Annotated in this window: 22 protein-coding genes; 11 read left to right on the top strand and 11 right to left on the bottom strand. The window is 63.4% G+C overall.

Annotated elements, in window-relative coordinates:
• Positions 1–357 precede the first annotated feature (357 nt).
• Positions 358–2733, top strand: a complete 2376-nt coding sequence (locus KMAL_RS12010) for a mechanosensitive ion channel family protein (RefSeq protein WP_408887922.1) — start codon at positions 358–360, stop codon at positions 2731–2733.
• 97 nt (positions 2734–2830) lie between these two features.
• Here KMAL_RS12010 and KMAL_RS12005 read toward each other — a convergent pair whose 3' ends face one another.
• On the bottom strand, positions 2831–3136 hold the full coding sequence (locus tag KMAL_RS12005; protein WP_110095938.1) for a hypothetical protein: 306 nt from the start codon (positions 3134–3136) through the stop codon (positions 2831–2833).
• A 273-nt stretch (positions 3137–3409) separates the two neighbouring features.
• Between KMAL_RS12005 and KMAL_RS12000 the strand changes: the two genes are divergently transcribed.
• The 3 genes from KMAL_RS12000 (at position 3410) to KMAL_RS11990 (ending at position 7613) form a co-directional block, all read left to right on the top strand.
• Entirely contained in the window at positions 3410–3802 is a 393-nt protein-coding gene (locus KMAL_RS12000; RefSeq protein WP_110095937.1) for a hypothetical protein, read from the top strand.
• 66 nt (positions 3803–3868) lie between these two features.
• Positions 3869–6214 carry a TonB-dependent receptor family protein gene (locus KMAL_RS11995; RefSeq protein WP_239020111.1) on the top strand — a complete coding sequence of 782 codons (2346 nt, stop codon included), beginning with the start codon at positions 3869–3871 and terminating at the stop codon, positions 6212–6214.
• A 10-nt stretch (positions 6215–6224) separates the two neighbouring features.
• Entirely contained in the window at positions 6225–7613 is a 1389-nt protein-coding gene (locus tag KMAL_RS11990) for a PepSY-associated TM helix domain-containing protein (RefSeq protein WP_110095936.1), read from the top strand.
• Between the two features lie 5 nt (positions 7614–7618).
• On the opposite strand, the gene KMAL_RS11985 is transcribed toward KMAL_RS11990, so the two are convergent.
• Together KMAL_RS11985 and KMAL_RS11980 are read right to left on the bottom strand one after the other, a co-directional pair.
• Complete coding sequence (locus KMAL_RS11985) at positions 7619–8287, bottom strand: SCO family protein (protein WP_110095935.1); 669 nt, start codon at positions 8285–8287, stop codon at positions 7619–7621.
• Between the two features lie 25 nt (positions 8288–8312).
• On the bottom strand, positions 8313–8777 hold the full coding sequence (locus KMAL_RS11980; RefSeq protein ID WP_110095934.1) for an Lrp/AsnC family transcriptional regulator: 465 nt from the start codon (positions 8775–8777) through the stop codon (positions 8313–8315).
• 110 nt (positions 8778–8887) lie between these two features.
• On the opposite strand from KMAL_RS11980, the gene KMAL_RS11975 reads away from it, so the two are divergent.
• From KMAL_RS11975 to ddpX, 3 genes are all read left to right on the top strand, one after another.
• A complete protein-coding gene (locus tag KMAL_RS11975) occupies positions 8888–10414 on the top strand; it encodes an aminotransferase class V-fold PLP-dependent enzyme (RefSeq protein ID WP_110095933.1) in 1527 nt (508 codons plus the stop codon).
• 122 nt (positions 10415–10536) lie between these two features.
• Positions 10537–11151: a hypothetical protein gene (locus tag KMAL_RS11970; protein ID WP_110095932.1), complete on the top strand. Its 615-nt coding sequence runs from the start codon at positions 10537–10539 to the stop codon at positions 11149–11151.
• 41 nt (positions 11152–11192) lie between these two features.
• Entirely contained in the window at positions 11193–11744 is a 552-nt protein-coding gene (ddpX, locus tag KMAL_RS11965; protein ID WP_110095931.1) for a D-alanyl-D-alanine dipeptidase, read from the top strand.
• A gap of 28 nt (positions 11745–11772) precedes the next feature.
• On the opposite strand, the gene KMAL_RS11960 is transcribed toward ddpX, so the two are convergent.
• Complete coding sequence (locus KMAL_RS11960; RefSeq protein ID WP_110095930.1) at positions 11773–12702, bottom strand: 2-hydroxyacid dehydrogenase; 930 nt, start codon at positions 12700–12702, stop codon at positions 11773–11775.
• Between the two features lie 310 nt (positions 12703–13012).
• Between KMAL_RS11960 and KMAL_RS11955 the strand changes: the two genes are divergently transcribed.
• Positions 13013–15061, top strand: a complete 2049-nt coding sequence (locus KMAL_RS11955) for an FUSC family protein (RefSeq protein ID WP_110095929.1) — start codon at positions 13013–13015, stop codon at positions 15059–15061.
• A gap of 48 nt (positions 15062–15109) precedes the next feature.
• Here the strand turns inward: KMAL_RS11955 and KMAL_RS11950 are convergent, their stop codons facing one another.
• From KMAL_RS11950 to KMAL_RS11930, 5 genes are all read right to left on the bottom strand, one after another.
• Positions 15110–15499 carry an acyl-CoA thioesterase gene (locus tag KMAL_RS11950; protein WP_110095943.1) on the bottom strand — a complete coding sequence of 130 codons (390 nt, stop codon included), beginning with the start codon at positions 15497–15499 and terminating at the stop codon, positions 15110–15112.
• 187 nt (positions 15500–15686) lie between these two features.
• Complete coding sequence (locus KMAL_RS11945) at positions 15687–18002, bottom strand: TonB-dependent receptor (protein ID WP_239020110.1); 2316 nt, start codon at positions 18000–18002, stop codon at positions 15687–15689.
• A 182-nt stretch (positions 18003–18184) separates the two neighbouring features.
• Positions 18185–18754, bottom strand: a complete 570-nt coding sequence (locus KMAL_RS11940) for a phosphatase PAP2 family protein (RefSeq protein WP_167400153.1) — start codon at positions 18752–18754, stop codon at positions 18185–18187.
• A gap of 23 nt (positions 18755–18777) precedes the next feature.
• Positions 18778–20250 (bottom strand): hypothetical protein, encoded by a 1473-nt coding sequence (locus KMAL_RS11935; RefSeq protein ID WP_110095926.1) that lies wholly within the window; start codon positions 20248–20250, stop codon positions 18778–18780.
• 48 nt (positions 20251–20298) lie between these two features.
• On the bottom strand, positions 20299–21507 hold the full coding sequence (locus KMAL_RS11930) for a glycosyltransferase (RefSeq protein ID WP_110095925.1): 1209 nt from the start codon (positions 21505–21507) through the stop codon (positions 20299–20301).
• Positions 21508–21675: 168 nt separating this feature from the next.
• Between KMAL_RS11930 and KMAL_RS17275 the strand changes: the two genes are divergently transcribed.
• The gene (locus KMAL_RS17275) at positions 21676–21846 is read left to right on the top strand and encodes a hypothetical protein (protein WP_167400154.1); all 171 of its coding nucleotides are present in this window, start codon (positions 21676–21678) and stop codon (positions 21844–21846) included.
• A gap of 14 nt (positions 21847–21860) precedes the next feature.
• Here KMAL_RS17275 and KMAL_RS11925 read toward each other — a convergent pair whose 3' ends face one another.
• Positions 21861–22451, bottom strand: a complete 591-nt coding sequence (locus tag KMAL_RS11925) for a polysaccharide biosynthesis/export family protein (protein ID WP_110095924.1) — start codon at positions 22449–22451, stop codon at positions 21861–21863.
• A 66-nt stretch (positions 22452–22517) separates the two neighbouring features.
• A complete protein-coding gene (locus KMAL_RS11920) occupies positions 22518–23822 on the bottom strand; it encodes an outer membrane beta-barrel protein (RefSeq protein ID WP_110095923.1) in 1305 nt (434 codons plus the stop codon).
• 390 nt (positions 23823–24212) lie between these two features.
• Between KMAL_RS11920 and KMAL_RS11915 the strand changes: the two genes are divergently transcribed.
• A complete protein-coding gene (locus KMAL_RS11915) occupies positions 24213–24965 on the top strand; it encodes a hypothetical protein (protein WP_180999815.1) in 753 nt (250 codons plus the stop codon).
• Positions 24966–25022: 57 nt separating this feature from the next.
• Positions 25023–25423, top strand: a 401-nt coding sequence (locus tag KMAL_RS11910) for a transposase (protein ID WP_180999814.1), incomplete at its 3' end; no start/stop codon positions are given.

The following is a 25423-nucleotide window of genomic DNA, read 5'->3' as shown; positions in this document are numbered from 1 at the left end:
TCACGGCATGGAATACTCTATAATTTCTATAATATTTATTCAAATATTTATTATATTTTGTGAAATCTATACATAAATATCCAAGCCAATACCATCCATCCGGCAGGCGAATAAAACAATTTATCGCATATCAGGGCAGCATTTTCAGGCATGCGTTTTGTCATTCATGTCTGCGATAACCCATGCCGCCTGTGTGGCATGCTGAATGAAGCCCCCGCATTTACGTCACGGACAGGCTGGATATTGCTGTCGGGACGGAACGTGGACATGCGTCATTCTTTGGATATTCCTCATCGGGGTGCGACCTCGCGGCCCTGCCTTTCGCGTCCCTGCGCGATACGCAGCCTGCCCGTGTTCATGATGCTGCGCGTGCTTGCGGTGATGGTGATGGTGCTTTCGATCGGGGGCGCCTGCATCACGGCCCGGGCGGAAGATGCCCCCACACAGGGCATGAGTCGCGAACAGGCCCAACAGGTCCTGTCCGTCATCAACGATCCGGAAAAACGAGCGGCGTTTGAAAACACGCTGTCCGCCATTGCCGCGCAACTGCCGCCACCACCCGCGCCGCCTGCGCCATCTGCGCCACACCCGGCGCATCCCGCCAGCGCGGACGCCCTTTCCGTCCAGCCCGACAGCCTCGGCAGCGATTTCGTGCAGGACATGTCGTCGCTGCGCCATCGCCTGCTGGTCCAGGCCCAGCATTTCGTCGCGCTGTTCGGTGACCTTGTCTTTGTCGTGCACTGGACACACACGGTGCTGACCGACCAGCAGTCGCGCGGCGTCATGCTTGACGCGGTGGGACGAGCTACCTTCATCCTGCTGATTGCCCTTGGTGCGGAACATGTCTTCTCGCTCCTGCTGCGCCGGCCGCTTAAAAATGTCACCGCCCGCGCCATCGCCACCGAACAGCGCCTTGCCAAGGCTACGGCGACGACGCAGGGCGGGGCCGATACGGACACGCAGCAGGCTCAGCAGCAGGATGCCCAGGCGCAGCACGCGACGCTGCGCCTGCTGGCGCGCGTGCCGTATTCACTGCTGCACCTGCTGATAAAACTGCTGCCGGTCGGCCTGTTCCTTGCGCTGGGATATGCTTTCGCCGCCCTCCTGACGACCACACATCAGGCGGCCCTTGTCACGATCACGCTGACGAACGCCTATGTTGTCGCGCGCGTCGTATACCTGCTGATGGAGACGCTGTTCGTTCCACATTCGCCCGCCATCCGCCTGTGCAGCGCCAGCGACCAGACCGCCTTCATGGTGACGCGCTGGCTCAACTTCCTTGTCGCGGCCCCTTCGGTGGTGGTGTGCCTGTCCACGCTGGGCGGGGTGTTCGACATGCCCGCGCGCGGGACGGAGGCCATCATCCGCACCGTGGTGCTGGTGGAACATGTGCTGGTTGCGATCTTCACCTGGCGGGTGCGCAGCCATGTGGCTGCGGCACTGCAACCTTCCGCACGCCTGCGCAAGCAGCCCTTCTGGATGTTCATGGGCCGCCTGGTCTACCTGTGGTGGATCCCGGCGATGTTCTTCAACTTCGCGCTGTGGCTGATCTGGGCGACACATATCAGTGGCGGGTATGAATGGATCATCCGCACGGTCATCCTGACGACGCTGGTCGTGATCCTGTCGCGCCTGTTTTCGGTGCTGGCCTACAACCTGCAGAACCGCCTGTTCCATATCTCCCCCGCGCTGGAGGCCCGCTATCCCGGGTTGCAGGCGCGCGTGGACCATTATTACCCCATTTCGCGCAAGACCCTGGCCTTCCTGCTCTATTTCGGGACGGCCGTGCTGTTCCTGCAGTCACTGGGGCTGCCGGCCATCCATTTCTTCATGTATTCGCGACTGGGCACCAAGATCATCGATGCGATCCTGACGGTGCTGGTCGCCTATACGATCGCGATCATCGTGTGGGAAAGCGTCAATGCGGCGCTCCAGCGGCAGATCAACCATTTTGAGGCGACCTCGCAGGAAGGCCGGGCCAGTCGCCTGCGCACCGTCCTGCCAATCATCAAGACGGTGCTGCTGGCGGTCATCGTCATCATCGTGGCGGTTACCACGCTGTCACAGATCGGGATCAACGTCGCCCCCCTGCTGACGGGCGCGGGGATCATGGGCGCCGCCATCGCCTTTGGCGCGCAGAGCCTGGTCAAGGACTTCATCACCGGCTTCTTCATGCTGGCGGAAAATGCCATCCAGGTTGGCGACTGGGTGACGGCCAGCGGCATATCGGGCACGGTGGAACACCTGTCGATCCGCACGCTGCGCCTGCGCTCGGTCAACGGGGACCTGCATATCATCCCCTTTTCCGAAGTGTCGTCCATCGCCAATACATCGCGCGACTACAACCTTGTGGTCACGAATTTCATGATCGACCTGAGCGAGGATCCGCAGAGGGTTGCAACCATCCTGCATGAAGAACTGGAAAAGCTGCGCAAGACCACGCGCTACGGGCACCTGATCCTGTCGGAATTCTCGTTCCTCGGGATCGAGCAGGCCGATGGGAACGGGGCGAATTTCCTTGGCGCGTTCCGCACGACCCCCGGTTCGAAATGGACGGTCTATCGCGCCTATTACAGCAGGCTTGCGGTCAGGATGAACAGCGAGGGGGTGAAGTTCCCCTCCCCCAGCAACATCAACCTGCTGGGGAACATGCCCGGCACACCTGCGCTCGACATCCGCATCAGGGAGGCTGCGGCGCAGGCCCCGCAGGATGCGCCGCACCCGCAGGCCTGACGGTACTGCCCATGGCATCGCCCGCCACGCAGGCGGCGATGCCGCACCCCGCCCGCAGACCTGCGCAGGGCGGGGGCTGGGGAAAGAGGCCGGTGGATCAGGCCACGCGGATCTCGACCTTGTGCAGGCCCTTGAGGGCGTGCGCATCGGGATGGCCGACATGGAACGGTTCGGACGGCAGCAGCCTGAGGTCGGAAATGTCCGTCAGGGGCAGGCAGCTCCACTGCCCCGTGGGCGCCACGCCCTTTTCATGCGCGTCTTCCCCGCGATAGATCAGGACATGCGCGACCCCGTCGGTTTCCCCCAGCGCATGCGGTGAACCCACGTAGTTCTTTTCGTCGAAGGTAAACCCGACAACGACCTTTTTCTGGATTGCCTCACGCAGGCTATCATGAACTGACATCAATATTTTCCATCTTGACTGGAGAAGGCTTCGTGCACCGCCTGTTATAACGGGGCCCGCCTTTATACCGCCCCCACCCCGGCAGAGAAGTGGCCCACGCTGCCGGCGCACGCAATCCAGCCCTGCATTCCCTCACCACCACGCGGCCATGTCCCCCCGGTGGGCGGGCCAGCGCAAAGTTTGCGATTGCCATGCCCCCGCTCACCCGTCACAAGGGAAGCATGGCCGGGCGCGTGTTCCCCCCGGCCCATCCGTTTCCATGAAGGTCACGCAATGACAGCCAGACGACAGCAGGGAGGCCCGGGCATCATCGCATGGCCCCTGATCCTGCTGGCGCTGGTCGGCCGCATCGCGTTTGGCGGGCTGGCCGCCCCGGATAACGTGCTGCACCCGCAAAGCGAGCAGCAGTCCCTGCTGTCGATCCTGTGCGAAGGTGGCATGCCCGGCGATGATGGCCACCATGGCCATCACCTCCCCTCGGCCGACATGGCGAGCGTGCTGGCCGAAGCGTACGGACTGGATGCCCCCCTCATGGCGGGGGCCATGGTCATGGGACTGGGAACATGCGCCCTGCTGTCCGGGGCGTGGATATTCCCGCCCGTCCGCGGGCCGCCACGAACACTCAACCCGGCCCTGTGCCCGCAGGGACCGCCCCACCTGAACTGAATCCGCCGCCCTGTGCCCCCGCCATTGCGCGGGCGCGCCCGATTCATCCTTCAGGTTCATGCAATCATGTATTCCACATCCCATGTGGCGTCGCGACGTGCGTACGCTACCGGCTGCATGGTGGCCGTCGCGGCCTGCGCCGTGATGGCGCACGCCCATGCCGCCGAAATACCCGCGCATCATCGCCCTGTTGTCCGCCACCATGACAACACCCCCCATCATGCGCCACCGCCCCTGCCGGAAACGGGCGAACGGATCACCGTCATCGGCACATCGCATGCCCCCGCACTGCTCCGCCCCGCGGGCCAGACGACCTACAGCGCCGCGCGCGCGACCTTCGCCAGCCATGTCGGGCAGAGCGTGGCCGACATGGTGGTGACCATCCCCGGCGTCAGCTTCGTCGCGGGAAACGGCCCGCGCGACGTGGTGGTGTCGGTCCGTGGGTCGGGCGACCGGCAGGCCTATGGCATGAAGAACATCCAGGTGCTTGAGGACGGCTTCCCCATGACCCAGCCCGACGGGACGGCGCGCTCCGACCTGATCGACCCGCATGCCTATGACGGGGTGGATGTCTTCCAGGGGCCGGCCTCCACCGTGTTCGGCAATTACGCGATCAACGGCGCGGTCAACTTCCGCACGCGCCGGGGCGCCGACATCCATGGGGTGGAGGTCGGGTCGGATTTCGGCAGCTTCGGCATGATCAACAACTATGCGACGCTGGGCCTGTCGGGCCGGAAATATGACCTTGCCATCTTCGGCAGCGACGTGCGCGGCAACGGCTTCATCGCCAACAGTGCCTACCAGACCTCGACCGAGAACCTGCGCCTGCGGGTGGACCTGACGCCATCGGACCGGCTGGTGGTGAAATTCGTCAACAACATCACCGATACGGACCTGCCGCTGCGGCTGTCGCTGGCGCAGTATGCCGCCAACCCGTTCCAGTCAGGCTGCGCGAATGCCAGCCATGCCGCCGCCGGGTGCGCAACCGTCAGCCTGCTGGCCAACGGCAGCCATGGCGCGCGCATCGCCGTCAGTCCGCAGGCGGCGCATCTTGGCCGTTTCGACCGCCGGACGGTCGCGGGCGTGCGCTGGGAACATGACGTCAACGCATCGACCACGGTACGCACGCAGTTCACCTATGACCAGCGGCACATCGACCAGCCCACTTCGCCCTATGCCTATATCGGGCCGTATGATTCCTATGCCGGCAGCAGCGATGTCAGCAATGTGGCGCATGTCGGCGGCATGGTGCTGAACAGTTCCGCAGCCATCAGTTTCGATGACCTCGACGCCCTGTCCGATGTCCGAAACGTCACGACAGCGGGCCATGACCATCCCGGCGCCCTGACCCAGTCAAGCTGGAGCCACCAGTGGAATGCGGGCCTGCGTTTCCAGGAGGACCTGCAGTTCGCACGGAACTGGCACCTGATCGTGGGGCTGGGGGGAACCTATTCCGGGCTGAGGGCGCAGGAAACGCTGTTCACCAGCAGCGCGGACGCCACCACCCGGCGTATCGTTGCGGCGGACCGGCATTTCTTCAACCTCGCCCCCGAAGCGGCCCTGACCTATGCCGCGTCGCACGACTGGAGGCTGCATGCGCGTGTCGGCACGGCATATGCCACGCCCACCACGTCAAACCTGTTCATCACGCCGCAGGGCACGTACGGCAACAACACACGGCTGCAGAGCGAGACCAGCCTTGGCGTCGATTTCGGGGCGGAGTGGCATCCCTCTTCCACCCTTGATGTGCAGGCAACGGGTTTTTACGAATTCTACCACGATGAACTGGTCAGCCAGTCCGCAGGCGTGAACACGGTAGGGGCCTATACCTTCAATGCCCCCGCATCGCAGCATCGCGGCGTGGAGGTGGGCGCGACATGGACACCCCTGCCGCGCACGCTGCCGGGCGCACGCACCATGCTGAGCTATACCTACGACAACCAGATCTACACCCGTTATACCGAGGTGCTGTCGAACAGCACGATGTCGCGCGCGCTGGACCGGTCGGGAAACAGCATTCCGGGCGTCATCCCGCATTTCCTCAATGCGCGCCTCCTGTATGACCAGCCCACCGGCCCGCTACAGGGACTGGGCGGCTATGCCGAGGTCACGTGGCGGGGGGATTACTGGCTGGATAACGCCAACCTGCTCAGGGCGCCGGGATACGCGCTTCTCAATCTCGAACTGCATTACGATCCGCCCGCACGTTTCGGATGGGCGCAGCGCCTGCATGGCTTCTTCGAAATACAGAATGTCACCAACCAGACCTATATCGCCGGGGCCACCAACATTACCGATGTCCTGTCCGCCAACGGGCACAACGCAGGGGCGGGCGTCCTTGCGAACAGCACGGGTTCAATCTACGCCGGGTCCCCACGCGCCTTTTATGGCGGCGTGAAGGTCCACTTTTAAGGACGCGACAATGAACATCCCCCATGATGGCAGGCCCCGTCGCACGATGCGCGCGCTGTGGCCCGATTACCGCACACTCTGGCGCTGGCATTTCATGGCCGGCCTGCTCTGCCTGCCTTTTGTCGCGTTCCTGTCGCTGACGGGCAGTATCTACCTGTTCAGGCCACAGATCGATGACCTGATCGACTGGCGTTACGAACATCTTGCCACCCGGGATGACATGGCCCCGCCCTCACGGGTGGTGGCGGTCGCGCTCTCGGCGGTGCCGGGATCGCACCTCCTTGCCTACGAACTGCCACGCACGTCCCACAGCGCCGTGCGGGTCATCGTAACCCGTGGTGGCGATGCCATGCGCATCTATGTTGATCCCCATTCTCTTGCGATCATGAAGCAGGTTTCCGAGGAACAGCGGTTCGAACGCATCATCTTCAACCTGCATGGGCAACTGCTGCTCGGCAATGCAGGTTCCATGATCGTGGAGATGGTGGCGTCATGGACGATGGTGCTGGTCGTGACCGGCCTGTGCCTGTGGTGGCCACGCGGACGCACGGGGCAGCGTGGCGGGGTTGCGTATCCACGGCTTGCGACAGGGGGGCGCACACGCCTGCGCGACCTGCATGCCGTCACCGGCGCATGGCTGTCCATCTTCGTGGTGCTGTTCCTTGCCTCCGGCCTGCCATGGTCGTTCGTGTGGGGGCACGCGCTGCAATCCGTTGAAAAAACCATAGGCAGTATCACGGCTGTCCAGGAGTGGGAGATCGGCCATGTGCCCGCGCGCAACATGATTGCAGGGACGGGTGACGCGCCAGTGGCAATGGATGCCATGCCGGGGATGAAGGACATGCCCGGCATGGACATGCCGCCACCCCCGACGGCGGGCCAGCATGTCGATGCGGCGGCCCTTGACCGGGTTGTGCCCGTGGGGGCGGCACTCGGCCTGCGCTACCCGGTGCTGGTGACGCCCCCGCCGCTGGCGGGGCAGCCATGGCGGGTGCGTTCGGACACGCAGGACCGTCCCCGGCGCATGACGGTGGATGTCAGCGCCGACGGCCACGTCGTGGGACGCGACACCTTCGCGGACAGGCCGGTCGTTGACCGGGTGATCGGATATGGCGTGGCCGCGCATGAGGGGCAGTTGTTCGGGATGGCCAACCAGATCCTCAACCTCGTGGTGGCGCTCGGCCTGCTGGGCATGAGCATCGCGGCATTGCTCCTGTGGGTCCGCCGCAGGCCGCCCGGCCACATCGGCGTTCCGGCATCGCTGCCGGATGGGCGGGTCGGGGGCGCGGCCATGGCCTGCATCGTGGTCATGGGGATCATCCTGCCTGAACTTGGGGTGGCACTGCTGACGATCGCCGCGCTGTCCGCCGTCATGAAGGCTGGCAAGGGACGATCCTGACGCCGTTACCCGGCAGGCAGCAGGTTTCGCAACCGCGTGGCGATTTCCTCCGCGCTGGAATCCACGGGGAACATGGACACCAGATGGTTCTGCCCATCCATCAGGAACAGCATCGAACTGTGATCCAGCTGATAATTGTTCCCGCTGGGGGCTGTCGCCTGCCGGGGACGCACCATGACATGGAATTCCGCCGCCACGGCATGGATGGCCTGCGGATCACCCGTCAGGCCGACAATGCGCGGGGAAAAGGACGTGACATAGTCATGCACCCGTTGCGGGGTGTCACGCGCCGGGTCGATTGAAATGAAAACCGGCACGACCCGCGCCCCACGCGCGCCCAACCGGTCGAGCGCCGCCGTCACGGTCGCAAGGGTCAGGGGACAGACGTCAAGGCAGTGGGTATAGCCGAAATACAGCAACGTATAGCGGCCATGGAACGCCTGCTCCGTCACGACATGACCCGTATCATCCGTCAGGGTATAGGGACCGCCGGTTTCCCCGGCCGGCCTGCTGACAAGCAGGGTGCGCAATCCCGCCGCCGCGCACAGCAGCAGGCCGGTCGCGGCCATCAGGCCCAGCAACGCCCGGCGCTCCCGCCGCCTGCGCACATCCGGTGCGCCGCCACGCGCATCCCTGCGCGCGCGTGCCCTGCGGGATGAGGAGGGTTCCCTCATGCCCCGCCCCTATCGCATCCGCGCCTCAGCACACCGGCAGGTCACGGTTGCTGGCGATGGCCTCCATCGTGATGTACGAGGTGATGGAGTCCAGTTCGATCTGCTCGATAATCCGCTGGTAGATCGCATCAAACGCGTTCATGTCCTCCGACATGATCTTGAGCATGTAATCATAATCGCCCGCGATACGGTAAAAATCGATCACATTGGGAATTCCCATGACGATCATGCGGAATTTCTGCAGCCATTCCCGCGAATGATGCCGGGTACGCACCATGACGAACACCGTCAGCCCAAGGCCCAGCCGTTCTGGATCGAGGCGCACGGTCTGCCCGGTGATGACCTTCCTTTCCCGCAGCGCCTGCACACGCCGCCAGCAGGCATTCTGCGACAGCCCCACACGATCGGCCAGTTCACGTTGCGACAGGCTGGCGTCATTCTGCAGCGCCCGCAGAATCTTCTGGTCAAAATGATCCATATTTTTAGGCATTTCGCATCATATGACCACAAAAACACGAAAACAACGCAAAAAATGGGAAAATAATTTCCATCCCGGCAGGTAGGCTCCGTGCAGCCAGACAGTTACAGGAAACCCCACGGATGCACGACCCGGCCCACCTCCATGCGTCCTTCGCCAACAGCCTGCGCGATGGCGATACGCTCGCCCTGCTGCGTGCCGGGCTGATCGGCGAAGGGGCCATGATCCCCGGCCCCTTTGGCGCGCACAGGCTGCTCTATGCCGATTATGTGGCCTCTGGCCGCCCCCTGCGCCAGGTGGAGGACTTCATCGCCACCCATGTCCTTCCATATTATGCCAACAGCCATACCGAGGCTTCATTCTGTGGCGCATACATGACCCGCATGCGCGCCCATGCCCGCGGCGAAATCGCGCGACTGTGCGGTGCAGATGCGCGGTTTTCCGTGGTCTTCACCGGATCGGGCGCGACCGCGGGGATCAACCGCCTTGTCCACCTGCTGGGCGTGGCGCAGGACGGCGCAGACACCGGCCGGGGCAGGCCGGTCGTCTTCCTTGGCCCTTACGAGCACCATTCCAACATCCTCCCCTGGCGCGAAAGCGGTGCCGAGGTCATCGAAATCCCCGAGGCCGAAACCGGCGGCCCCGACCTTGCGCACCTCGAGCGTGCCCTGCGCGAAACACCGAAAGACAGGCTGCGGGTCGGGGCATTTTCCATCGCCTCCAACGTCACCGGCATCATCACCGACGCCGATGCGGTGACCGCGCTGCTTCGTCGGCATGGGGCGCTGTCGGTCTGGGACTATGCCGGTGGCGCGCCCTACCTGCCCATCGACATGAAGGCGGGCACGCCCTGGGAAAAGGACGCCATCGTGCTGTCCGCGCACAAATTCGTCGGTGGGCCGGCCGCCTCCGGTGTCATGATCGTGCGCGACGCGGCGGTGCGGCAGTTCCGCCCCACCGCCCCCGGTGGCGGCACGGTGCGGTTCGTCTCCCCCTGGGGACATGAATATGCCCAAAGCCTGGCCAGCAGGGAGGAAGCCGGCACCCCAAATGTCATCGGCGACATCCGCGCGGCACTCGCCTTCATGGTAAAGGACGCCATCGGGCAGGACGTGATGGATGCACGCCATGCCGAACTGCGCCGCCGCGCGCTGTCGGTCTGGTCACGCAATCCGTTCCTGCGCATCCTTGGCACCCCGCACGCCACCGCCCACCTGCCCTTCTTTTCGTTCCAGGTGCGCGACCCGGACACGGGCCAGGCGGTCCACCAGCAGCTTTTCACCCGCATGCTGTCGGACATCCATGGCATCCAGGCACGCGGCGGATGCGCCTGCGCCGGGCCATACGCGCATCGCCTGATGGGCATTGACCAGGGCCATTCGGAAACATTGCGCGCGGCCATCCTGTCGGGACAGGAAATCGACAAGCCGGGATGGGTACGCCTCAATTTCAGTGTGCTGATGGATGATGGAAAGGCCGATACCCTCATCCATGCGGTCGACACCCTTGCCCGCAGGGCGGCGGCGATCGTCCCCCTGTATGAATGCGACACGCGCAACGCACGCTTTCACGCCCGTCCCGATGCACAGGCACGCATTGCGGCGCTGATGGACCATGCCAAACCCCCTGCCGGGGCCGGGGCGGCATGACCGCCACCGTCCCCCGCCACCACTGCGCGCAGGGCAGCGCCACGTTGATACGGATTGCCTGGACACCAGGTTCACGGATACGATGGACGCCTGTGACGCAACATGCGCGATAGGGGATTTTGTTGGATATCAAGCGCAACGTGCTACTGGTCGCGGCGGGCGTGGCCTGCGTGTCCGCCCTGCTGCTGATGGGCGGTTACCTCGTATGGTCGGACCACAAGGACGTTGATTTCGCCAAGCACAATATCCTGATGAAACATTCACAGGAAGAAGCCGACTACGCCCAGCAGCTTGACGAGGCCAACCAGACCGTCGTGCGCGACCAGAGCGTGTTCCTTGACGTGCATCTTGCGGATTTCGACACGATGGCCAGCAAGGAAGACAAGGCATGGCTGCTGAAGGAAGTCAGGAAATTCGACATCAGCCGCGTCCATGTCTTCGACGGCCACAAGACCACGCCGTATTCAGAAATCCCGTGCAAGGTGGAACTCTGCTTCGTCCCCATCTTTGCCGAGCAGACATATACGGATATGGAAAAGCACCTGGAATTCGTGCAGGTCGATGCGCTTGATGGCATTTCGCGCACGCTGGTCATGGATGCCGAGCAGTTCTGGCGCCTGCGCAAGATGGTGATCCGTAACGACCGCATCCTGTTCGCCCACATGCAACCGCAGATGGCCGCCTATGAAAAAGAGGTGGAAATACGCAAGATGAAGGATGAAATGGGTATAAAGTAAACCGGTAAGGTTTATGGATTCACCCTGCGGGATGGTTATGCATGCTGGTACCACTTGAGGAAAACGAGGGTGTCATCCTCGACATCCGCTATGCTTCGGACAACAATTTCGTCGGGCGCCCGGTCTATGCCCGGCCGGTCGCCCTGCTGCACGGGGAGGCGCACGCCGCCTTTGGCCGCGCGGCGGCGCGTGCGCGCGTGCTGGGACTGGGCTTCAGGATCTTCGATGCCTTCCGCCCGATCGAGGTGCAGGCCATCCTGTGGGATGCCGTATCCGACAAGTCCTTCGTGGCCGACCCGGCGCTCGGGGGCACGCATCCGCGCGGGATTGCCCTTGACCTTACGCTGTTCGACCTCGCCACGGGCCGGGACCTGCCCATGGGGACCGGATTCGATGCGGTAACGCCCCTGTCGGCCCACGGCGCGCTGGAAGGCCTGTCGCCAGAGGCCGTCCGCAACCGTGCCCTCCTGCTTGGCCTGATGACGGCGGCGGGATGGGAAAGCTACGAACCTGAATGGTGGCATTACAACCTGCCCGATGGCGACGGCCTGCCGGTCCTGTCGGCGGCGGATGTGCCCGGCGGCCCGCTATAGGCCGCAGCGGGCACATCCGCCCGGCACGTTAAACCACGGCGGAAAGGAGCGGCCGGCCCGCATGGAACGCGGCAAGGTTGCCCAGCACCATCTCCCCCATCGCCTGGCGTGTTTCCACCGTCGCGCTGGCGCGGTGGGGCTGGAGCACCACATTGTCCATCGCCAGCAGCGCCGCCGGGACATCGGGTTCGTGGGCGAAGACATCCAGCCCCGCCCCGCCCAGTCGCCCATCACGCAGCGCCGCGACCAGCGCGCTTTCATCCACCACGCTGCCACGCGCGACATTGATCAGGAGTCCGGCTGAGCCAAGGGCATCGAGCACACCCTCATTGACGATCCCGCGCGATCCCGCCCCGCCCGCCGCAGCCACCACCAGGATGTCGCTGCAACGGGCGAGGTCGGTCAGGCTGGCATGAAAGGCAAGCCCCGCATCAGGGATTTCACGCACGTCGTTATAGGCGACCTGCATGCCAAAAGCCTGCGCACGGTGGGCGATGGCGCGTCCTACATGGCCAAGGCCGACAATCCCCATGCGCCGCCCGCTGACACGATGCCCCAGCGCGATGGGCGCGCCCTTGGGCCACTCACCCTCACGCACATACCGGTCCGCACGCACGATGCCGCGACTGGCCGCGAGCAGGAGGGCAATCGCCATGTCCGCCACGTCATCGGTCAGGACACCGGGCGTGGTGGTGACATGGATGTTGCGCCGCCGGGCGGCCTGCAGGTCGACGGCATCGGTGCCGATCCCGTTGATGGCGATCAGGCCAAGTTCCGGCAGCGCCGCCATGACATCGGGCGGAACCCCCGTCCCCCCGCCAGTCACGACCGCGCGGACCCGCGGCGCAATCGCCTCCAGCGAGGGCATGTCCGGCAGGTAATGCACCGTATAGGCCGCATCCAGCGCCTTTTCGATCGGCGGCATCATGCGCTCCAGCAGGACGATATCGGGCTTCATTGGCAGTCCTCCATAATCTTTCCTCATCCTGACATAGCAGGATATGGCGCATTGCCCCGCCATCGCGGATCAGGAATGCGTCATGGCGGCACGGACCCGGGCGCGGGGGCATGTTGATAAATCCGCTACGCCAGTATTTTTTCTTTTATGAAACAACCGGCGGATATCGTGCCAATATCTTTTTGTATGATAGGAGCCTGCGACAGGTCCGCCCCGACCGGAGCATTGCCACCGGCGCGGCACCAGAAGGCCCAGCAAGAAGACAAGAACAACAGACCTGACTGCCCTGCCCCCTTTTATGCGGTAGCCCATGAAGACAAAACTACGCCTGTCCCCGCACGACGTCCTGCGCCTGCTGTCGCGACGGATGACGCCTGCGCCGCTGACGCACTGGCTGGGGGTGCGGGCCATCAGCATGGCCCCCGAACAGATCGCCCTGCGCGAAGGGCTGCGCGCGGCTGTGGCGGTGGGCATCATGATGGCGCTTGCACTCGCGCTGGACATGCCGCTGATGGCATGGTCCGCCTTTGCCGCGTTCTGGACCTGCCTGGTCGATCCGGGCGGTCCACTGGCAACCCGGCTGCGCACATTGCTGACATTTGGCGCGGTGGGCACGGTACTGGCGGGCCTCATGTCCATGGCATCGGGATATGGCCCTGTCGTGGCCGCGCCACTGCTGGCGCTGATTGTCCTTGGCTGCGGCCTTGGCCGCCTGCGCGGGGCCACGGCAACGCAGATCGGCGTGCTGGCGGCCATCGTGGCGGTCGTGGCCATATGCTACCCCATGACGCCTGCCGGGGCACTCGGGCTGGCGGGCCTGTTCGTGCTGGGGGCCGGGTGGGCGGTCGTGGTGTGCGCCGTTGCATGGCCGGTGGATGCCTACGCCCCGCTGCGCCAGGCCTGCGCGGAGATATTTCGCGAGGAAGGGCGCATGACACAACGCATGCTGCCCGGTCGCGGCAGGATCATGCCGGCCGGCGCGCACGGGTCCATCGGGGCCTACCGTCGCGAAATCCGCAGTCGCATCGAACGCACGCGTGCGCGCATCGAAATCCTGTCCCCCGACGCCGCAAGCAGCCAGACGCGCGCCGTCCTGCTGCCTGCGCTTGAAATATGCGACCGGATCTTCGTGGTGCTGATCGCCTTTGAACATGCGGTCGTGCTGGCGCCGCCCTCCCCCACGACGCGGCGTATCCTGCGCCACCTGCGGGTCGTGCTCGAACGTGCGGCGCGCGTGGTGGGCCGTCCCGCCGCCGACACGACGGCGCTGCGCCGCCAGATCGCCCGCATTGATACGTTATGCGCGCACGAAGACAGCCTGTACGGACGCGGCGCCCGCACATGCGCTGCGGCCCTGCGCGACCTGCTGGCGATGCTGCATGAAACGTCGCCCCCCCTCCTTGCGGGGCATGACGGGAAACGGGTGGCGCAACCCGGAAGGCAGCGTGACTGGCCGCTGGCGCTGCGCCATGCCACGCGCCTGTCGGTTTCGGTCATGGTGGCCTATGGCATCACGCTGGAATTCGCCCTGCCCTATGCCTACTGGGCCATGATGGCGGTCGTCGTGGTCATGCAGCCACAGGGCATGACCACCCTGCCACGCACGATCGAACGCGTTGTCGGCAGCATCATCGGCGGACTGCTGGCCGCCATCATGGGCGTCGTGATGCCCGTATGGCTGCTCCTTGTCATGATTTTTCCGCTGGCGGCAGCGACCATCGCCTTGCGGGCCGTCAATTATACGCTGCTGGTCCTGTTCATGACGCAGCTGTTCGTGCTGGTCACGGACCTCGTCAGTCCCGGCGCGGGGTGGGACGTGGGGCTGGCCCGGTCGGTCAACAACATCATCGGCAGCCTCGTGGGGCTGGCGGGATGCCTGCTGCTGTGGCCCGAACGCCGTGGTCCCGGCCTTGCGGCACAGGTGGCGGATGCGTTCGTCGCCAATATCCGCTATGCCGTGCTGGCAAGTGGCGCATACGCCACCCCGCGCGAGAAGATCGAGCATGCCCGCCGCATGGCCGGCACAACCAGCACCCGCGCCGAAATCCAGTACCAGCATACGCGTCTGGAAGGGCTGCGCAGATCCGCCAGCCTGGACAGTGCCGAACGGATCCTCCTTGCCCTGCGCCAGATGGCGGGACGGGCGAGCGTCACCTGGATGGAACGCTCCCTTTCCTCCTCCAGCGCCGCCCTGCCCCTCCCGGCGCGGTTCGAACAGGTCATGCGCCAGATGGAATGGCCGGAGGTCACGTCACCACCCCACCGGCAGCCGACACTCGATGAAATGGCCGCCCTGCTGCCCCTGCTCGACACCGCTGGGACGAACGCCGCGACATCCGTTACGCCGGGGAATGCCTGACCATCATTGAGCTTTACCAGGAACCGCTTTGCATTTTCCAAGAACGGTTCAAGGTGCTTCGACAGGACGCGGGCGGCCATTTTCATCAAGGGCGACGAAGACGAAATGCCCTTCCGTCACTTTCTGCCGCACGCTGGCGTGGCGGACCCTGCGCCATGCCTCCACGGCGATGGTCATGGAGGTGCGGCCCACTTTGGTGATCCGGGTATAGATGCTGACCTCGTCCCCCACGGAGACGGGACGATGGAACACGACCCGGTCGATCGCAACCGTCGCGCAACGCCCGCCCGCGCACAGGGCTGCGGTTGTACTGGCGGCAAGGTCCATCTGCGACATCAGCCAGCCACCAAAGATATCCCCCGCCGGGTTGGTGTCCGCCGGCATCGCCACGACGCGGATGGTCAGTTCACCACAGGGCGTGGCATCATGTTCGCGCATGGAATCCCCTTGTATCGAAACGGCCGCACCATTGCTCCTGACCGGAAAAATGTCTGCCAGCACATGCTTTTTCATGGGGGATATTACATGATCGCCCCGCCCGGCACGCAGCTTTGGCAGGTATCACGACGCACATTTTGGTGACGTCCCGCCCGGATGCGCGGCAGCGGTGGCGCAGGTTACGTCTTTAGAAATCGCACGCGATGCGGCCACCGATGAACCGGGGCGCGCCGGGCAGGTAGAAATAGGTGGTGGTCGCCATGCCGCCGCTTTCGGCGTAACGCCGGTTCAGCAGGTTCGTGGCATAGACCGTCGCCGACCAGTGGCCGGATGCCGGATGGAACGTCGCATGCGCGCCAAGCAGGAAATAGGGCGGCAGGCGATAGAACCCCGTCCCGCCGGGCGTGATCGCCTGGCTGTCGCGATAAAGCCAGTCGGGGCCGAAATCGATGCCATAATGCGGGCCCAGCGCCTGCCGCCATTCCGCATTGCCGTTCAGGGTCAGCTTGGGCTGCCCGTTATCGACACCCGCGAAATTGTCCTCGATCGCCTTCCATACGCCATGCTGCGCGTAATAGGCATTGGTGGCGGCGCGGTTCACGGTCGGGAAATTCTGGAAATTTCCCCGCTGCCACCCCAGGTTCTGCGTAACGAACAGATGCGCGAACGGATGGATGTCCAGCGTCGCCTCGAACCCCCAGCTTTCGGATTTCGGCGCGTTGGTAATTTCACTCAGCGGCCCGTAATTGGGGATCAGCACCGTGCCGACAAGCTGCTGGTTGTGATAATCATTGTAAAATGCCGCTGCATTGAGGCGGATGCGGTTGGGGATGGGATCGCTTTTCAGGCCCAGTTCATAGGTCAGGACCGTCTCCGGCCGGAACGGGTCCAGCTGCGCCTGGATCTGGGTGTTGTTCGCGGTAAAGCCGCCGGGCTTGAACCCCTTGCTGATCTTGAAATAGACCAGTTCATGCGCCGCCGCCTGCCATGATACCCCGGCCTGGCCCGCATATTGCGCGGCGGCCGTGCTTTCGCCATGGAAATCCTGTGACTTGCCGCCAAAGATGACGGATTGCAGGCCGGAGATGGAACGGTCGTCAATTTCATGCAGCAGCCCCGCCCACAGGGTCACGCCATGGTCGAAGCGGTAGCTGATGTTCCCGAACTCCGACGTGCTTTCCTGATCCATGCCGAAATGCGTGGCCATCATGTAGCCGCGCTGCGGGACGTAGTCGGTATAATCGAAGAAAAAGCGCTGCTGCATGCGGCTGCGCTGGTAAAACGCCCCCACCGTCCATTGCAGCCGGTCATGCGGGTGGGAGGATTGCAGGCGCACCTCCTGCGTAAAGGTGTTCGCGTCGATGGTGCGATAGGTATCGGCCTGTGCGAGTGCCGTGCCATCCTGATCGGTATATTCGCCCTGCCGCTCCGTCTCGAACGCGCTGATGGATGAAAACGTCACCGGGCCGAAATCGTGGGAGAAATGGACATCCGCCCCCCAGAACTGGTTATGCTCGCTGGGCTTGAGGCCCGGCCTGCGGCCGATCAGGCGGGCGAATTCGGGACGCATGGACCATTGTGTCTGCTGCCACGATTCAACGGGCAGGGGTGCGGTACCCACAAGGCGGTGGACCGGGATGGGATTGACGACCTCGCTGTCATCCTGCGTGAAATGTCCAGATACCATCAGCGTCGTATGGCTGTCGGGCGTCCATTTCAGCTTGCCGCGCAGGGCCCACAGGTCGGCATCGCCAAGGTGGGAGCCATTGAGCGGATCTCTCTGCCATCCGCCGCCCTGCTGCGTCTGTCCCGCAAGGCGGAAACTCAGCCCGCGCGCCAGTGGGCCGGAAACATAGGCCTCGCTCCTGCTGCGGGAATAGGAGGCTATGTCCTCCCGCGCGCCGTAATGCCACTGGTCGGTCGGGTCATTGGTGCGCAACCGCACTTCCCCGCCCGTGTCCGACTGCCCGTGGCGCGTGCCGACCGGTCCTGGCGTGACCTCCGCCCCGGCAAGGTCGAACATCATCCCGTCCGTCATGGTCGAAAATGCGAACGGCACATCATCGAAATATGACAGGACGGAGGGCATGTTGTTCTGCGTGAAATCGTTGAACCCGACCCCACGCAGGTAGAAATTGGTCGACGCCGTGCCGTTGATGCTCTGGATCGTCAGGTTCGGGGCAACACGTTCAAGCCCGCGCAGGGAGACAACCCCACGTTCGATCAGGCGCGCGGCCGTCAGGCGCGTATCCGCATCCGGCACATGCTGGGCCTCGGGGTAGGAAAAGTCGCGGCGCTGCGCATTGACCGTGATGGTTTCCGCCCGCACGGGTGCTGCCGGCGGTTTTACGGCCTGCCGGGCATGGGGCCTGTGCGCGGCACCTGACTGCGCCTGCGCCTGTCCGGGCAGCGAAAGCACGACCACGCCCCCAAGCACCAGCCACCCGTGACGCAACAGCAGCGACAGCATCACAGGGTCGGGTCGTCTTGGGGTACGGCGCATTATCGGAGAACTGTTACCTGTTGTATGTCTGCACGTTTCTGCAACAAAGAGTGGCCATACCCATATCACGGCATGACCGTCGGAAGCAGGGACCTGCAACCCGCGCATCGCGATGCCGCGACATCCGCTTTGCGCCTGGCATGTCCGAATGTTTCATCCGTCATGTTATGACAATATTTGCTCTATTCCTGCAAAGGCGGCCTTTTACATTCCCACTGCGAAAAATACAACCGCGATGCGGACTGTATCGCGCTTTCGATATTGGGATGCCACCCCCGCATGGATATCCCCACGACCGCGACGACACACAGGATGGACAGGACCGGGCGGAAGTTCTTTTGCCACCCCTGCGTCCACTGGCTGAAACACGCCACGACCGCAAGGCCCAGCGCACCGCCCACCACGACCTCCATCACCGTATGATACCCCAGCGCCACGCGCGTCCATCCCATCAGCAGCGCGATCGCCAGCGTCACCACCAGCAGGGCCGCACGGTTGAGGCGCGTCAGCGACAGCAGACCGCCATACACCATCGTCGCCGCCATTGTATGCCCGCTGGGGCTGTACAACACCCGGTGCCGCGCGGGGCCACAGGCCTCGAAATAAAGCTTCAGCATCAGCATCAGCCCCGACCCAGCGACAACCATGGCCGCCCACGCCGCCGCCATGCGCCAGCAGCGGCATACCAGGAAGACAATGAAGACACCTGCTTCGATCGGGATGATCAGGGCCTGGTCGCCTGCATTGGTCATGAACTGCATTGCGTCCCCCCTTCTCAGGCGTGAATCTGCGGTGTATCCGTCTCCACCCTGGCATGGCATTGCGCCGCCGTCGCATAGACCGGCGCAAGCGCGCGTTGCGCAACCTGCGCGCGCGCCCTGCCCGCGCATATCAGGTCGATCCGGGCGATCGCGGCAATCAGCATGGCGATCAGCAGGTAGAAATCAAGGAAACCCACCGTCGGGCTGGACAGGCTGGCCGCGATCAGGCGCGCCACCAGGGCCGGAACCACCCCTTCGATGACCATCCGCTCCGGCCCCGGCGGGACACGCCTGCGCGCCGCCATCGCCCGGCGCAGCAGCTTCGTATCAAAAACCAGCAGGCCGACCGCCCCCACGACGCCGATGGTCGATAACAGGCCCGGCAGCAGGCTGGACGCGCGGTTGCTGCCCCACCCCACGCCCAGCCCATAGGTTTCCGCGACCAGCGACATGGAATCACGGTCCACCTGCGAACGGTCCTGATAGGACTGGCTGTCCTTCTTCTCCGCCGTGGACTGGAACACGAACTGTGCCGCGGGCACGACCTGCGGCGCGACCGTGACCACCACCAGCACGCCACAGGCCAGCAGCGCGATCCCCACCACGATCATGCGCGTGATGTTTCCCAGCAACTGCATCGCCCCCGTCGCGATCGCCGCCACGGGCAGGAGGCAGATTTCCACCGCCACGGTAATGAACCCGGTCGTCGATGTCGTGCAGGCCAGCGCCAGCGCCGATGCGGGGATCAGCCACCTGGCGCGCGCCACGGAATAGCCCTGCAGGACAATCCAGACGGTGGAGAACAGGATCTCGCTCAGGAACGCGGCGCAGGCGGCCGGTTCGGAAAACGAACCGTTGATGCGTGGCACCGGCCCGGCCGTCTGGGTATTGAGGACAGCCCAGCCGGGATTGGAATAGAAAAACGTATCGGGAAACGGCACGCCGCCCACCCGGTGCGCGAACTGCCACATGCAGATCCCCACGACGCACCATCCCGATATCAGGAAGGTCCGGTACAGACGGTCCAGCCGCACGTCGCTGCGGGTCAGGAAACGCGCCGCAAGGACAAGGAAGACCGCATTGATCAGCAGGTACATGTCCTGCGAGATATTGCCGAAATTGGGCGCGAGCAGGACCCTCCCCCCCACCGAATCACTTTTCTGCGGCCAGACCATGACCTGGTTCATGAACAGGCGCGGCATGATCAGCGATGCCAGTAGCGTCCATGCCACCACCAGCATGAACGGAAAGCACAGCGTCATGACCGTCCGTTCGCCCGGATAATGGACGCCAAGCACCCATTGCAGCATCACGAAGCTCATGAACGCCATGGCGGGCACCATGGCCGGCTGCACCCCAAGGCCGCCAAGCACCAGCGCCGCCGCCGCCGGCAGCATCCCCGCCAGCAGCAGGATATGGAGCATCAGTTGCGGACGCATCCACAACAGCAGGCATAACGGGAACAGAATCAGTCCGACAATCGTCATTGCGCGCCACCCCTGCCTGCCTGTCGCGTCACCCCTGCGTGGCGCGGCCTAGCGCGCCACGCGCGCATGTCGCGGGCAGGCATCGCGCATCGCCTGTTCCACAACCCTGAACATGGACTGGCGAAAGGCATCGCACGAAAAACGCTGTGCATTGGCGCGACAGGCTGCGGCGGTGATGCGCGCGCGCATCGCCTCGAACCGGCCGACCGCATCCATGATGGCATCGGCCTCCTGCTCCTCGAAAAACACGCCTGTCGGGCCATGCGGGTCATCCCCGTCGCGCACGATGTCGCATGCGCCGCCACGGCCAAAGACGATCAGCGGCGTGCCGCAGGCCTGCGCCTCGACCATCGCGATCCCGAAATCCTCCTCCGCGGCAAAGACAAAGGCACGCGCATCCTGCATCATCTCCAGCACCTCGGCATCGCTGACGCGGCCACGGAAGATGATGTTCGAAGCCCCTTTCGCCGCCGCCTCGATCCGTTCGCGTTCCGGGCCATCGCCCGCAACATGCAGGACATGGCGCGGCATGCGGCGGAATGCCTCCACCACAAGGTCGATGCGTTTGTAGGGCACCATGCGCGATATCACGACATACGCCTCGCGGCGCGGATGGGGCTTTTCGTGAAATCTGTCGATATCGACAGGGGGATAGACGACTTCGGCCTTGCGCCGATAGACCTTGCGGATCCTGCGCGCGATATAGGTCGAATTGGCCACGAAGGCATCGACCCCCGCGGCGGAGCGCACGTCCCAGTTGCGCAACCGGTGCAGCAGCCAGCGCGCATACAGCCCCTTCATCCCACGTTCCATCCCGCCATGGCGCAGATAGGCCGCCTGCATGTCCCAGGCATAGCGCATGGGCGAATGGACATAACAGACATGGACCTGGTCCGGCCCCGTAATCACGCCCTTGGCCACGGCATGGTTGCTCGAGATCACAAGGTCGAACCCTGACAGGTCAAGCTGCTCCACCGCGACGGGCATCAGGCCGAGATAGTAGCGGAAATACCGCCGGGCAAAAGGAAGCCCCTGTATGAACGTCGTCTCCACCGGGCGCCCCCCCAGAAAGGCACGCTGATCGGGGGGCATGAAATCAACGATCGCAAAAATTGCCGCCTGTGGATACATGAGCACGAGTTGTTCCAGCACCCGTTCGGACCCGGCATAATGTTCCAGCCATTCATGGACGATGGCGATACGCAGGCCCGTGGACTGCGGGCATGCCGCGTGACGTGATGCAGGAAGGACATTCATGAACTACCTCCGCTTCGCTGGCCGCAACGCCCCCTTGCCGTGCATGTATCCCCATGCTTTACAGGTCAGGCACTTGGGCATTATCGATATTTTCAGATATCGGCATGAAGATCCTGCCGACATTACGCAAAACAGGGCCTGACGCGGCACCGAGCAGGAGATTGAGCCTTGCCCCTGAAATCCCGCCACAGACCATCGGACACATCCCCCTTCCCCCCTGCGCCATCGCGCCCCGCCCCGCCCGACCGCCTGCGCCCGGCACGCGGCCTGGTCGTGGGCGTCATCCTGGGCATCGTATGCTGGGGCGTACTCATCGCAGGGGCCTTCCTGCTGCGATGACCACAGGCAGGACGTCAGAAGTGACGTTCGTAAATCTTTATGACATCGCCCGGCTTTACGTAATCATGGGGCTTGAGGTAGCCGACAACGGCATGATCCCCCTCCTGCCTTACGACATAGGCCCGCGTTTCCAGCGCGCGGTAGGTGAAGCCCCCGCCCGCGGCCACCGCCGTCAGCAGCGTCATGCCGGGCTGGTAGGGATACTGTCCCGGCTTCGCCACCTCCCCCAGCACGGAAACGAGCCGGTAGGCCGAAACCTCGACCGAGACGCTGGGTTCGCGCAGCATCCGCGCCGCCTGCAGCGCCTTTGTCACCTCGGCCGCGAATTCGACCGTGGTCAGGCCTGCGGCCTGAAGGCTGCCGGCAACGGGAAAGGCAACCTTTCCGCTGCTGTCAACGCGAAAATCCGATGTGAACTGATCCTGTTCATAGGTCATGACGCGGATTTCATCATCCACGCCCAGACGGTACTGCCCGGGATCATAAGGCGGAACCGGTCTCAAATCCGAACCGGGCGCGCAACCTGCAAGCAGGCCCCCCATCGCGCCCATGACGACCGGCAGCCAGATGGCCACACGGCTGGGTCTTGAACAGGTCGTCGGCATGCGTCGTATGCTCCTGTCATCATATCCGTCCCGGCAGGAAAACCAGACGCCCCGGATGCGCGCCCCCTAAAGCGATACATGAAACCCGACCAGAAAGGTGTGGATCGGGAACTGTCCGCTTCCCACCGTATTCTGACTGCTGAAATCATAATTTGCCGACAGGCGCATATGGCGGTTGATCAGCCACTGCACCTCGGCGCCCACGCCATAGAACGTCTGGTTGTTGTGCTCCTGATACAGGACCGTATTCTGTAGAAAGCCCGGAGCGGACGGATAGTTCGCTTTCTGTATCTGCCCATATGCAGAAAAAACGATATTGCGCTGGTATGTGTGCGTCACGCCGATCCGCGCGCCGGTAAAGGTATAGCCCACCACGTTTTCAAAGGCGCTGTCCTCGATCCCGTGCCGGACATTGAGCGTGACGGTGGTCAGGCGCGTTGGCACCCAGCTCAGCTCCGCCTCCGCCATGGGGGAATTGATGCTGCCATACGCGCTGGCGCGGTAACGCCGCGTCTGGTACCCCACAAGGGCGCGGAAACGCAGCGGGCCGCGCATGCCGAAATCATATCCCGCCATGACCGATGCCCCGTTGGAATCACGCGATGGCGCGCCTTCCAGCTGGTTCTGGTAACGGATTTCCGTCCCCTGCATCACCAGCAGCACATGGCTGTCGCCGCGCAGTTCATATTGCGCCGTCACCCCTTCGGTCACGAGGACGCGATCACGATAGCCCTGGCTTGGCTGGTTGGCGGTGGGGGTGAAGTAATCGAAATGGTAACGCTGCACATCGACCTGCGGAATGATGCTGAAGCGCCCATGCGTCGTCGCGGTATAGCTGAGCCTGCCGTCATCGACCTGGTACGGCACGGGACGGTTGACCACCAGCGCGCCAAGGTCGGTGGGCATCTGCACAAGTGCAAGGTGGGTATAGGAAACACCTATCGTGTCATGGCCGAAATCATGCACGCCACCGACATTGGCCGTCCAGTTCGTGCGGTTCTGGATGCTGCGCGAAGGATAGCGGATGTCGTCAACATTGATGTTGCCATGGACCTGGTCGCGCTTCCCCCATTTCGACACCGCGGACAGGTTCCCCTGCGTGGAGACGACGGCACTGGAATGGCCACCGACATTGCGGTCGACGTTGTTGGCGTAACCTTCCGATTCGCTTCCGTCGGCGTCGATACGCAGGGGGCCATAGCGTTTGCCCAACGGGGCGTAGGCCCCCATCGCACGTACCTGTGCGGGTTCCTGCGCCAGTTCGCCCGCCCCACTGCCGATGGCGGGGAAATAGTTGTCGATAACCTGGGCATATGCGCCATCCACCAGAAAAAAGGGAGCCGCCGCAGTCAGGCCCAGCCTGAAGACCATTATTTTGCGCACCAGATACCTATTGAACGTTCATGACGGAAAAGTGGGAAAGGGACTCGATCTGGCGACCCGCCTGCTGGATGTTCTTGCTTCTTTCTTGTGAAGCGCCGTGGGCATGCAGAGTTAATCCCTTACCGAGACTGAATTATTAATCGGCGTCTTTATTCATGTGCATGTTTTCACAACAGAATTGGTGTCACTTTCGCGTTATTACTGGAAATAAATTTTTAACTTTTGAACGGAACTTGCTTCCCCGCTCCCACGTATAGGCCCTGTCACGGCCAGACAGCCCCTCGTGAACGGGCGCACTTCCGGCAATGGCCGGACCATCTGAAAACGCGGCACCAAGTATTCTGGCTCTACATGTTTTGTAATAATGCGGAGTATGTCATGGATACGCACCTCTCCCCCGCGACGGTCGGCTCCACCCCGGCGACAATTCACCCCGGTGACGCCCTCCCTGGCGAGGTGGAGGGAATCCATGCTCCCGCAATCCAGTTGCGGCATATCCATTTTTCATGCGCGACCGCCCTGATCGCCACCGACTGCGCCGCGTTTTCGCTGTGCCTGGCGATGGAGGAAATGTTCTTTCCAAAGAACATTCATTACATGGAAAGCGTGCTTTTCCTTTCCTGCGCCCTGCTGCTGGTCATGCTGGGCTATTTTACATACCAGCGCCATTACACCGACCGGCCGCCATTCTGGAACGAGGTGGCGCAGATCATTGCCGCGTCCGCCATGGCGGGGATGGCCGTCGTCATGCTGTCATGGCCCGACATGCAGGTAATGTCCGCGCTGTTCCCGTTCGTGCTGTTTCCCGCTGTCGACATCACGCTGCGCCAGGTCACGAAGCGGGTGCTGCACGCCATGGGCCTGTGGCGCATCCCGGTCCTGCTGGCAGGCGAACCCGAGGACTGCACCCGCGCGATCGAGATATTTTCCAGCGAACGCTTCCCCGGCCTGCGATCGGTCGGCTGCATCCCGCCGTCACGGCTGCTGGGCATGTCGGGCACGCACCTGCACCACATGCTGCTGGCCCGGCATGGGGCGGCGCGACTGCTGCTGGTGATGGACACGCATGAAGGCGACGGGCGCAGCGTGATCGACGCGGAAATCTCACAGAAGGGTTGTACATCGGGTTAGATTATGAAAAAGTCTGTTTTGCACAAAAGAAATTTTCGTAAGCTATAAGAAAACCCGATGCAGACAGAGTGTAGCGCAGGCGCGTATGAGTTTCCAGCCTCCTGTGGACGGCGTGTTGTGGCCCGTTTTGACGGGGGTCGCATGAGTTCGGATGGGGGCGTCATTCTGGTGAAGCAGGCTGATGACATTCTGGGTCTCAGCCGCCGCTTTGCTGCCTGTTTTCGCGATAAGCGGCATCCCGGCTTTGTGGAATACCGGGTTGAAGACCTTGTCCGTCAGCGGATCATGGGCCTGGCACTGGGCTATGAAGATCTCAATGATCACGATGCCATGCGGCATGACCTGATCTTTGGTCTGACCTCGGGCCGTCTGTCAGGAGGCCGGGCAAACTGCGCAGCATTGGCTGGCAAATCTACACTGAACCGGTTGGAGCGCAGTGGGCACAAGGCAGATCGTTA

Origin of the sequence: Novacetimonas maltaceti (genome assembly GCF_002906255.1) — a bacterium.
Lineage (GTDB): Bacteria > Pseudomonadota > Alphaproteobacteria > Acetobacterales > Acetobacteraceae > Novacetimonas > Novacetimonas maltaceti.
The sequence above is the reverse complement of the archived record's forward strand: the minus strand, read 5'-3'. Positions and strand labels throughout refer to the sequence as shown.